The organism is Pseudomonas sp. KK4 (assembly GCF_001984065.1).
GTDB lineage: Bacteria > Pseudomonadota > Gammaproteobacteria > Pseudomonadales > Pseudomonadaceae > Aquipseudomonas.
In genome coordinates this window covers 1-9,716 of the sequence record NZ_LYVP01000157.1, presented here as the reverse complement: position 1 = coordinate 9,716, position 9,716 = coordinate 1, and the positions used below count along the sequence as shown (strand labels likewise).

General features: G+C 63.0%; 8 protein-coding genes. All 8 read left to right on the top strand.

Annotation, left to right across the window (positions count from 1 at the left end):
• Positions 1 to 112: 112 nt before the first annotated feature.
• The 8 genes from B0W55_RS27080 (at position 113) to urtD (ending at position 9,651) form a co-directional block, all read left to right on the top strand.
• Positions 113 to 1,492 carry a PepSY domain-containing protein gene (locus B0W55_RS27080; protein WP_077048977.1) on the top strand — a complete coding sequence of 460 codons (1,380 nt, stop codon included), beginning with the start codon at positions 113 to 115 and terminating at the stop codon, positions 1,490 to 1,492.
• Between the two features lie 228 nt (positions 1,493 to 1,720).
• Positions 1,721 to 2,509: an ABC transporter ATP-binding protein gene (locus B0W55_RS27075; protein ID WP_077048976.1), complete on the top strand. Its 789-nt coding sequence runs from the start codon at positions 1,721 to 1,723 to the stop codon at positions 2,507 to 2,509.
• On the top strand, positions 2,506 to 3,453 hold the full coding sequence (locus B0W55_RS27070; protein WP_077048975.1) for an ABC transporter substrate-binding protein: 948 nt from the start codon (positions 2,506 to 2,508) through the stop codon (positions 3,451 to 3,453). The genes B0W55_RS27075 and B0W55_RS27070 overlap by 4 nt, the downstream gene beginning before the upstream one ends.
• Positions 3,450 to 4,460: an iron ABC transporter permease gene (locus tag B0W55_RS27065; RefSeq protein WP_077048974.1), complete on the top strand. Its 1,011-nt coding sequence runs from the start codon at positions 3,450 to 3,452 to the stop codon at positions 4,458 to 4,460. Before B0W55_RS27070 ends, B0W55_RS27065 begins: the two co-directional genes overlap by 4 nt.
• A 312-nt stretch (positions 4,461 to 4,772) precedes the next feature.
• Positions 4,773 to 6,038: an urea ABC transporter substrate-binding protein gene (gene urtA / locus B0W55_RS27060; RefSeq protein ID WP_077048973.1), complete on the top strand. Its 1,266-nt coding sequence runs from the start codon at positions 4,773 to 4,775 to the stop codon at positions 6,036 to 6,038.
• A 165-nt stretch (positions 6,039 to 6,203) separates the two neighbouring features.
• Positions 6,204 to 7,706: an urea ABC transporter permease subunit UrtB gene (urtB, locus tag B0W55_RS27055; protein WP_077048972.1), complete on the top strand. Its 1,503-nt coding sequence runs from the start codon at positions 6,204 to 6,206 to the stop codon at positions 7,704 to 7,706.
• The gene (gene urtC / locus B0W55_RS27050) at positions 7,706 to 8,785 is read left to right on the top strand and encodes an urea ABC transporter permease subunit UrtC (protein ID WP_077048971.1); all 1,080 of its coding nucleotides are present in this window, start codon (positions 7,706 to 7,708) and stop codon (positions 8,783 to 8,785) included. Before urtB ends, urtC begins: the two co-directional genes overlap by 1 nt.
• Positions 8,782 to 9,651: an urea ABC transporter ATP-binding protein UrtD gene (gene urtD, locus B0W55_RS27045; protein WP_077048970.1), complete on the top strand. Its 870-nt coding sequence runs from the start codon at positions 8,782 to 8,784 to the stop codon at positions 9,649 to 9,651. The genes urtC and urtD overlap by 4 nt, the downstream gene beginning before the upstream one ends.
• Positions 9,652 to 9,716 lie beyond the last annotated feature (65 nt).

Genomic DNA, 9,716 nt, shown 5'->3' with positions numbered 1-9,716 from the left:
GGCCACGCCCGGCCGGCCCTCTTTCCCGGCGCCCGCACCCGCGCCCCGCCCATCATCACGTAAGCCCGCCAACCCATAACCAAAAGATCCGAGCCCTCGCGGAGCACACGTGATGAAACAGCCCAAAGTGAATTTCTACAACCTGGCCTGGCGCTGGCATTTCTATGCCGGCCTGTTCGTGGCGCCGTTCATGGTGATGCTGGCCCTGACCGGCACCATTTACCTGTTCAAGCCACAACTCGACAACCTGATGTACAGCAACCTGCTCAACGTTCCGGCCGGCCATCACAGCATGGCCGCCGATGACTTGCTCAAGCGGGTCAAGGACGCCTATCCGCAAGGCACGATCAAGCAGTACCTGCCACCGGTCAGCGCCGAGCGCAGTGCGCAGTTCGTGGTGCTCGACAGCGGCAAGGAACTGAACGTATTCGTTGACCCGTACCAGGGCAAAATCCTCGGCGAACAGGACGCCAAGAAAAACCTGCAGGCCATCGCCCGGGCAATCCACGGCGAACTGATGATCGGCACCGTCGGCGATCGCCTGGTGGAACTGGCCGCCGGCTGGGGCGTGGTGCTGGTCGTTTCCGGGGTGTTCCTGTGGTGGCCCCGCGGCCAGGCCGCGGGCATTCTGTGGCCACGTCTGAGCAGTCGCGGCCGGGTGCTGTGGCGCGATCTGCACGCGGTCACCGGTTTCTGGGGCGCCTCGTTGTTGCTGGTGATGCTGCTCAGCGGCATGACCTGGACCGGTTTCTGGGGCCAGCAATACGCCGGGGTGTGGAACGTCTTCCCGGCCGCCATGTGGGACAACGTGCCGACGTCCGATGCCCAAGCGCGCAGCCTCAATGAAGCTCACCGTCAGACCGTGCCCTGGGCGATGGAAAACACGCCGATGCCGATGTCCGGCGACCATGCCGAACACATGGCTCACCAGGGCGCGCAAGCCGGCCCTGCCGCGCCGACCATCAGCCTGCAAGACGTGCAGAACATCGCCGTGCAGAACAAGGTCGAGCCCGGTTACAGCATCACCTTCCCGAAAACCGCCACCGGCGTGTTCACCATCGCCGTATTCGCCGACGACCCGCGCAACGACGCCACCCTGCATGTCGATCAATACAGCGGCAAGGTCCTGGCCGATGTGCGCTTCGAGCAGTACGGTACCGTCGCCCGCGCCACGGAAATCGGCGTGATGCTGCATGAAGGCAAGATGTTCGGCACCTTCAACCAGATCGTCGTATTGCTGATCTGCATGATGATCCTGCTCAGCGCCGTCAGCGGCGTGGTGATCTGGTGGAAGCGTCGTCCGCAAGGCAAATTCGGCGTCCCACCGCTGCGTCACGACCTGCCGAAATGGAAAACTGCCATGGTCATCATGTTTGCCCTGGCGGTGGCGTTCCCGTTGGTGGGGGCTTCACTGGTGGTGGTCTGGCTGCTCGACAAGCTGTGGCTGTCGCGCTTCACCCGGCAAACTGAGAGTGCTTCAACTTCATCATGAAACAGGCGAGATGCGCGGTTTAGAGGGATCTGTAGACTTTGCGCGTCTGCCCGACCTGCAGCCAATACCATGAAGGTAAGGGCTGCGGGTTTTTCATTTGGTTTGAGGGCCTCATCGCGAGCAAGCTCGGCTCCTACAGGATTTGTGTCGTACGCAGACACGATCCCTGTAGGAGCCGAGCTTGCTCGCGATGGCGTCAGCCGCATCACCGCACATCCAGAGCAAAGCATGACCTCGCTTAACCTCACCCACCTCACCTGGTCCCCCCTGGGCCACGGCCACTGTCATCACCAGTTCCAGTTGCGCGACGCTTCGTTGCACGTTGCCGCCGGTGAATTCGTCGGCCTGATCGGCCCCAACGGCAGCGGCAAGACCAGTCTGTTGCGCTGCGCCTGGCGCTTCAGCAAACCGCAGAGCGGCGAAGTCCGGCTCGATCACCACAATGTCTGGCAGCAGTCCTCGCGTTGGTGCGCACAACGCATCGCCGTGGTGCTGCAGGAATTCCCCGACGCCTTCGGCCTGACCGTCGACGAGGTGGTCACCATGGGCCGCACACCCCACAAAGGCCTGTTCGACGGTGTCACGGCCGAAGACCGAAATCTCACCCGCCATGCATTGGAATCGGTCGGCCTGCAAGGCTTCGAAGACCACGCCTTCAGCACCCTCTCCGGCGGTGAAAAACAGCGGGTGATCCTCGCCCGCGCCCTGGCCCAGCAACCGCAACTGCTGATCCTCGACGAGCCGACCAACCACCTCGACCCGCGCTATCAGTTGCAGCTGTTGCAACGGGTCAAACGCCTGAAGATCGCCACCCTTGCGAGCATCCACGACCTCAACCTGGCCGCCGCTTTCTGTGATCGTCTGTACGTGATCAACCACGGCCGCATCGTCGCCAGCGGTACGCCGAAGGAAGTCCTGACCACCACCCTGCTGTACAACGTCTTCGGCGTCGAAGCGCTGATCGACGAACACCCCTTGCACGGCTACCCCCGAATCACCTGGATAACCCAATCATGATCCTGCGTTCCCTGCTGTCCATTTCCCTGTTGCTGGGCAGCGCCCAGGCGTTGGCCGACGCCACGCACTACCCCTTGACGATCCAGAGCTGCAACCGCGAGGTGACCTTCCAGCAAGCGCCCAGGCACGCGGTCAGCCACGACATCAACATGACCCAGATGATGCTCGCCCTCGGCCTGAGACCACAGATGGCCGGCTACAGCGGCGTGTCCGGCTGGAACGCGGTAACGCCACAGATGCGGGGCATCCTCGACGGCTTGCCGGAACTGGCGGCCAAGTACCCGTCGGTGGAAACCCTGCTCGACGCCAACGTCGATTTCTTCTTCGCCGGTTGGGATTACGGCATGCGCGTGGGCGGCGACCTCACGCCGCAGACCCTGCAACCCTTGGGCATCAATGTCTATGAATTGACCGAGTCCTGCGCCTTCGTGATGAAGCGCCCGGCGGCCACCCTGGAAGACACCTACAACGACTTGCGCAACCTGGGGAAAATCTTCGACGTGCAGGATCGTGCCAACGCCCTGATCAGCGAAATGCAGAACAAGGTCGCCGACCTTGGCAAAACCCTGCCCGCCGACAAACCGCGCGTGTTCCTTTACGACAGCGGTGAAGACCGCGCCATGACCTCGGGCCGCCTGGGCATGCCCCAGGCACTGATCGATGCCGCCGGCGGGCGCAACGTGCTCGACGATGTCGAGGCGAGCTGGACCCGGGTCAACTGGGAGAACGTGGTCGAGCGCAACCCGCAGGTGATCGTGATCGTCGATTACGGCGAAGTCAGCGCTGAACAGAAAATCCATTTCCTGCGCAGCAACAAGGCGCTGCAATCGGTGGACGCGATCAAGCATCAGCGCTTCATCGTCATCCCTTATGTGCAGGCCACGCCAGGCATCGATAACGTGCTGGCGGTGCAGACCCTGGCCAAGGGTTTTCACGGCGGATGATCAATCGTCACTACGCCGTGTGGCTGATCGTCCTCGGCGCGCTGTTGCTGGTGTCGTGCGTGGTGTCGCTGGGTTTCGGCCCGGCGCGGGTGCCGGTGGACGTGGTGGGGCGGATCCTGCTGCACAAGCTGTTCGGCCTGGGTGTGCCGGACTGGAGCGCCGGGCAGGAACACATCGTCTGGCTGATCCGGGTGCCGCGCATGCTGCTTGGCACGTTGGTCGGCGCCGGGCTGGCGTTGATCGGCGCGGTGCTGCAAGCGGTCACGCGCAATCCGCTGGCCGATCCGCATTTGCTCGGGGTCACCTCCGGCGCGACGTTGGGCGCGGTGATCGTGGTGCTGCATGTCGGTGAAATCGTCGGCTTGCTGACCTTGCCCATCGCCGCGTTCATCGGCGCATTGCTGAGCATGCTGGCGGTGCTGATGATCGCCAGCCGCCACGGTCGCCTGGACAGCGATCGCCTGTTGCTGTGCGGCGTGGCGGTGTCGTTCGTGATGATGGCGATCGCCAACCTGCTGCTGTTCATGGGCGACCACAGGGCCAGTTCGGCGGTGATGTTCTGGATGCTCGGCGGCCTCGGACTGGCGCGCTGGGAGCTGCTCGCGGTACCGACTGTCAGTGTGATGCTGGGGCTGGCGTTGTTGCTGGGCATGGCCCGACCGTTGAATGCGTTGATGGCCGGAGAGCAGACCGCAGTGACCCTTGGGCTGAATGCTCGCGCCGTGCGCTTGCGTGTGTTCGTCATCGCCTCGCTGATGACGGGCGTGCTGGTCTCGATCAGCGGCTCGGTCGGTTTTGTCGGGCTGATGGTGCCGCACATTGCCCGGCGGCTGGTCGGTGCCGAGCATCGTCGCTTGCTGCCGGTGTGCGCGTTGCTCGGCAGCGTATTTCTGGTCTGGGTCGACGTCGCCGCGCGAACCCTGATCGCCCCGGAAGACCTGCCCATCGGCGTGGCCACCGCTGCAATCGGCGGCCTATTCTTCATCGGCCTCATGCGCCGCCGCTGACACACCACTCAACACTGTGGGAGCGGGCTTGCTCGCGAATGGGGTGTGCCAGTCGCCCTATGTGTGCCTGACACACCGCATTCGCGAGCAAGCCCGCTCCCACAATGGATCATCATTGCCCGCTCCAATGTGGCGCAGCGCTGCGCACCAATGCGCCAGATACGTTCCTTCGTGGTGCAACGTCAATCCTGGCAACCGCTCTGGAACGACATTTCCCTGCCTTTGCCCGACCGGGCACAGCCCTTGCAAAACCCCCTTCAGTAGTCCGCATCTGCCACCCAGAAAAATTCATACGTTCATGGAGATCGCACAATGAAGCGTCGCAGTTTGATCAAGGCTTTCACACTCTCGGCCAGTATCGCCGCGATGGGCATGACCTGGACGGTCCAGGCCGCTGAAACCATCAAGGTGGGGATTCTGCATTCGTTGTCCGGGACCATGGCGATCTCCGAAACGTCGCTCAAGGACATGGCCTTGATGACCATCGACGAGATCAACGCCAAGGGCGGCGTGAACGGCAAGATGCTGGAGCCGGTGGTGGTGGACCCGGCGTCGAACTGGCCGCTGTTCGCCGAGAAAGGCCGGCAGCTGCTGACCCAGGACAAGGTCGCGGTGGTGTTCGGTTGCTGGACGTCGGTGTCGCGCAAATCGGTGTTGCCGGTGTTCGAAGAACTCAACGGCCTGCTGTTCTACCCGGTGCAATATGAAGGCGAAGAGATGTCGCCAAACGTGTTCTACACCGGAGCCGCGCCCAACCAGCAGGCGATCCCTGCCGTCGAGTACCTGATGAGCGAAGAAGGCGGCAGCGCCAAGCGCTACTTCCTGCTGGGCACCGACTACGTCTACCCGCGCACCACCAACAAGATCCTGCGTTCGTTCCTGCATTCCAAAGGCGTGGCCGACAAGGACATCGAAGAGGTCTACACCCCGTTCGGTCACAGCGACTATCAAACCATCGTCGCCAACATCAAGAAATTCTCGGCCGGCGGCAAGACCGCCGTCATCTCCACGGTCAACGGCGACTCCAACGTGCCGTTCTACAAAGAGCTGGCCAACCAGGGCCTGAAAGCCACAGACGTGCCTGTGGTGGCGTTCTCGGTGGGCGAAGAAGAGCTGCGCGGCATCGACACCAAACCGCTGGTGGGCAACCTCGCGGCGTGGAACTACTTCGAGTCGGTGGAGAACCCGGTGAACAAGAAGTTCGTCGATGACTGGAAGGCCTACGCGAAGAAACACAACCTGCCGGGCGCCGACAAAGCCGTGACCAACGACCCGATGGAAGCCACCTACGTCGGCATCCACATGTGGGCGCAGGCAGCGGAAAAAGCCAAGTCCACTGATGTGGACAAAGTCCGCGAAGCCTTGGGCGGCCAGACCTTCGCCGCACCATCGGGCTACACCCTGACCATGGACAAGACCAACCACCACCTGCACAAGCCGGTGATGATCGGCGAGATCCAGGCCGACGGTCAGTTCAACGTCGTCTGGCAGACCGAAGGCCCGATCCGCGCCCAGCCGTGGAGCCCGTTCATCCCGGGCAACGACAAGAAGCCGGAGTATGCGGTGAAGAGCAACTAAGCCACTGGATGTCGGGCCTGAACACCTTGTTCAGGCCCGATACAAATCCCCTGTGGGAGCGGGCTTGCTCGCGAATGCGGTGTGTCAGCCAGCAGCGATATCGAATGTGCTGGCCTCTTCGCGAGCAAGCCCGCTCCCACATTTAGTCCGCGCAAGGCCGAACATATGCCCACCGCCCTTTATCGATTTCTTCTGGCCCTCGCGCTCCTGTTGCCGATGGCCTCCCACGCCGGCGACGCCGAAGACTTCGTCGCCGCCAATCCCGTGCAGCAAGCCAAGCTGCTCGAAGCCTGGGCCGCGCAGCCCGATCCGGCGCGCATCGAACTGATCAACGCCTTGCAACAAGGCGAATTGACCGTCGATGGCCAGCCGAAAACCTTGCGCCTGAACAACCGCCTGCGGGGCCTGATCGACACCGCGCTGGCCAGCCACCAGTTGCTCGCCGCCGACCCCAAGGTCCGCTTGAGTGCCGCGCAGCAATTGCAGAAAAGCGCCAAACCGGCGCAGCTGAAATTCCTCGACCAGCAACTGGCCGGTGAACAAGACGAAAGCGTCCACGCCGCCCTGAGCCTGGCCCTGGCCAACCTGCAGTTGGTGGACACCGACCCGGCTGTGCGCCTGGCTGCCGTACGCCTGCTCGGTGAAACCGGCGATCCGCTGGCCCGCACGCGCTTGGAAAGCCTGCTCGACCCCGGCGTTGAAACCGACGCCGCCGTGCGCACCGCCGCCGAGACCAGCCTGGCCCAAGTCAAACGCAAACTGCTGGTCGGCGAAATGCTCGGCCAGGCCTTCAGCGGCATGTCCCTCGGTTCGATCCTGCTGCTGGCGGCATTGGGCCTGGCGATCACCTTCGGCCTGCTCGGCGTGATCAACATGGCCCACGGCGAGATGCTGATGCTCGGCGCCTACTCGACCTATGTGGTGCAGTTGATGTTCCAGCGCTTCGCACCGCAGGCCATCGAGTTCTATCCGCTGATTGCATTGCCGGTGGCGTTCTTCGTCACCGCCGCCATCGGCATGGCCCTGGAACGCACCGTCATTCGCCACCTCTACGGCCGCCCGCTGGAAACCCTGCTTGCTACCTGGGGCATCAGCCTGATGCTGATCCAATTGGTGCGGCTGGTGTTCGGTGCGCAGAACGTCGAAGTGGCCAACCCGGCCTGGCTGTCCGGCGGCATCCAGGTGCTGCCGAACCTGGTGCTGCCGTACAACCGCATCGTCATCATTGCGTTTGCGTTGTTCGTGGTGGCGCTGACCTGGCTGCTGCTGAACAAGACGCGCCTGGGCCTGAACGTGCGCGCCGTCACCCAGAACCGCAACATGGCCGCCTGCTGCGGCGTGCCTACCGGTCGCGTCGACATGCTCGCGTTCGGTCTAGGTTCGGGGATCGCCGGCCTCGGTGGCGTGGCGTTGAGCCAGATCGGCAACGTCGGTCCGGACCTGGGCCAGAGCTACATCATCGACTCGTTCCTGGTGGTGGTGCTCGGCGGCGTCGGGCAACTGGCCGGTAGCGTGCTCGCCGCCTTCGGCCTGGGCATCGCCAACAAGATTCTCGAACCGCAGATCGGTGCGGTGCTCGGCAAGATCCTCATCCTCGCGCTGATCATTCTGTTCATCCAGAAACGTCCGCAAGGCCTCTTCGCACTGAAAGGACGGGTGATCGACTGATGAACCAGCCCCTGATGGTCACGGCCACCCAAAAGGCCGGCCCCAAAGTCACGCTCGCTGTCGGCGCGGTGATTCTCGCCTTGCTGCTGGCCTTGCCGCTGCTGTCGCTGTTGTCCCCGGACAGCACGCTGCACGTCTCCGCCTACACCCTGACGCTGGTGGGCAAAATCCTCTGCTACGCCATCGTCGCCCTGGCGCTGGACCTGGTGTGGGGTTATGCCGGCCTGTTGTCCCTCGGCCATGGCCTGTTCTTCGCCCTCGGCGGTTACGCGATGGGCATGTACCTGATGCGCCAGGCCTCGGGCGATGGCTTGCCGGCGTTCATGACGTTCCTGTCGTGGACCGAGATGCCCTGGTTCTGGACCGGCACCAGCAGCTTCCTCTGGACCCTGTGCCTGGTGGTGCTGGCGCCGGGTTTGCTGGCGCTGGTGTTCGGTTTCTTCGCCTTCCGCTCGCGGATCAAGGGCGTGTATTTCTCGATCATGACCCAGGCCCTGACCTTCGCCGGGATGCTGCTGTTTTTCCGCAACGAAACCGGGTTCGGCGGCAACAACGGCTTCACCAATTTCCGCACGATTCTTGGCTTTGGCATCACTGAACCGGGTACCCGCGCGGCGCTGTTTTTCGCCACGGTGTTGCTGCTGGTAGCGAGCCTGTTCATCGGCTGGCGCCTGGCGCAAAGCAAGTTCGGCCGGGTGCTGACCGCGCTGCGGGATGCGGAAAACCGCCTGATGTTCTGCGGCTACGATCCGCGCGGTTTCAAGCTGTTCGTCTGGGTGTTGAGCGCGGTGTTGTGTGGTTTGGCCGGCGCGCTGTACGTACCACAGGTCGGCATCATCAACCCCAGTGAAATGTCGCCGACCAACTCCATCGAAGCCGCGGTCTGGGTGGCGTTGGGTGGTCGCGGCACTTTGATCGGCCCGCTGCTCGGCGCTGGCGTGGTGAACGGCATGAAGAGCTGGTTCACCGTGGCCTTCCCCGAATACTGGCTGTTCTTCCTCGGCGCGCTGTTCATTGTCGTGACCCTGTACCTGCCCAAGGGCGTGATCGGCCTGCTGAAGAAACGAGGTGAATCATGAGAGTGACTGCAACGGCTGAATTCATGCTCGAGCCGGCGTTTTATCCACCGCAACCGAACAAGGATGCGGGCACCAGCCGTGACGCCATCGGCCTGGGTCAGCGTGTCGGTCCCGGGCTGAATACCCGCCACGGCACCATCCTGACCCTGGAAGACATCAGCGTCAGCTTCGACGGCTTCCGTGCCCTGAACAACCTTAACCTGTACATCGGCGTCGGCGAACTGCGCTGCATCATCGGCCCCAATGGCGCGGGCAAGACCACGCTGATGGACGTGATCACCGGCAAGACCCGCCCCAGCCACGGCAAGGCCTGGTTCGGCGAAACCCTGGACCTGACGCAGATGAGCGAAGTGCAGATCGCCCAGGCCGGCATCGGCCGCAAGTTCCAGAAGCCGACGGTGTTCGAGGCGCTGACGGTGTTCGAAAACCTGGAACTGGCGCAGAAAACCGACAAGTCCGTGTGGGCCAGCCTGCGGGCGCGCCTCAGTGGTGAACAGAAGGATCGCATCAGCGAAGTGCTGGAGACCATTCGCCTGACCACCTCGGTCAATCGCCCGGCGGGCCTGTTATCCCACGGTCAGAAGCAGTTTCTGGAAATCGGCATGCTGCTGATGCAAGACCCGCAACTGCTGCTGCTCGACGAGCCGGTGGCGGGCATGACCGACGCCGAAACCGAGTTCACGGCCGAACTGTTCAAGACCCTGGCGGGCAAGCATTCGCTGATGGTGGTGGAGCACGACATGGGCTTCGTCGGCTCCATCGCCGACCACGTCACCGTGCTGCACCAGGGCAGCGTGCTGGCCGAAGGAGCGCTGGAGCAGGTGCAGGACAATGAGCGGGTGATCGAGGTTTATCTCGGTCGCTAGAGCGGCGAATACATTCCAATGTGGGAGCGGGCTTGCTCGCGAATGCGGTGTATCAAACAACATTG

What these genes read in the sequence shown, in the direction of transcription:
- urtC (WP_077048971.1), top strand. Translation starts at nt 7,706, where the DNA reads ATGAACCAGCCCCTGATGGTCACGGCCACCCAAAAGGCCGGCCCCAAA.
- B0W55_RS27075 (WP_077048976.1), top strand. Translation starts at nt 1,721, where the DNA reads ATGACCTCGCTTAACCTCACCCACCTCACCTGGTCCCCCCTGGGCCAC.
- urtD (WP_077048970.1), top strand. Translation starts at nt 8,782, where the DNA reads ATGAGAGTGACTGCAACGGCTGAATTCATGCTCGAGCCGGCGTTTTAT.
- urtA (WP_077048973.1), top strand. Translation starts at nt 4,773, where the DNA reads ATGAAGCGTCGCAGTTTGATCAAGGCTTTCACACTCTCGGCCAGTATC.
- urtB (WP_077048972.1), top strand. Translation starts at nt 6,204, where the DNA reads ATGCCCACCGCCCTTTATCGATTTCTTCTGGCCCTCGCGCTCCTGTTG.
- B0W55_RS27065 (WP_077048974.1), top strand. Translation starts at nt 3,450, where the DNA reads ATGATCAATCGTCACTACGCCGTGTGGCTGATCGTCCTCGGCGCGCTG.
- B0W55_RS27070 (WP_077048975.1), top strand. Translation starts at nt 2,506, where the DNA reads ATGATCCTGCGTTCCCTGCTGTCCATTTCCCTGTTGCTGGGCAGCGCC.
- B0W55_RS27080 (WP_077048977.1), top strand. Translation starts at nt 113, where the DNA reads ATGAAACAGCCCAAAGTGAATTTCTACAACCTGGCCTGGCGCTGGCAT.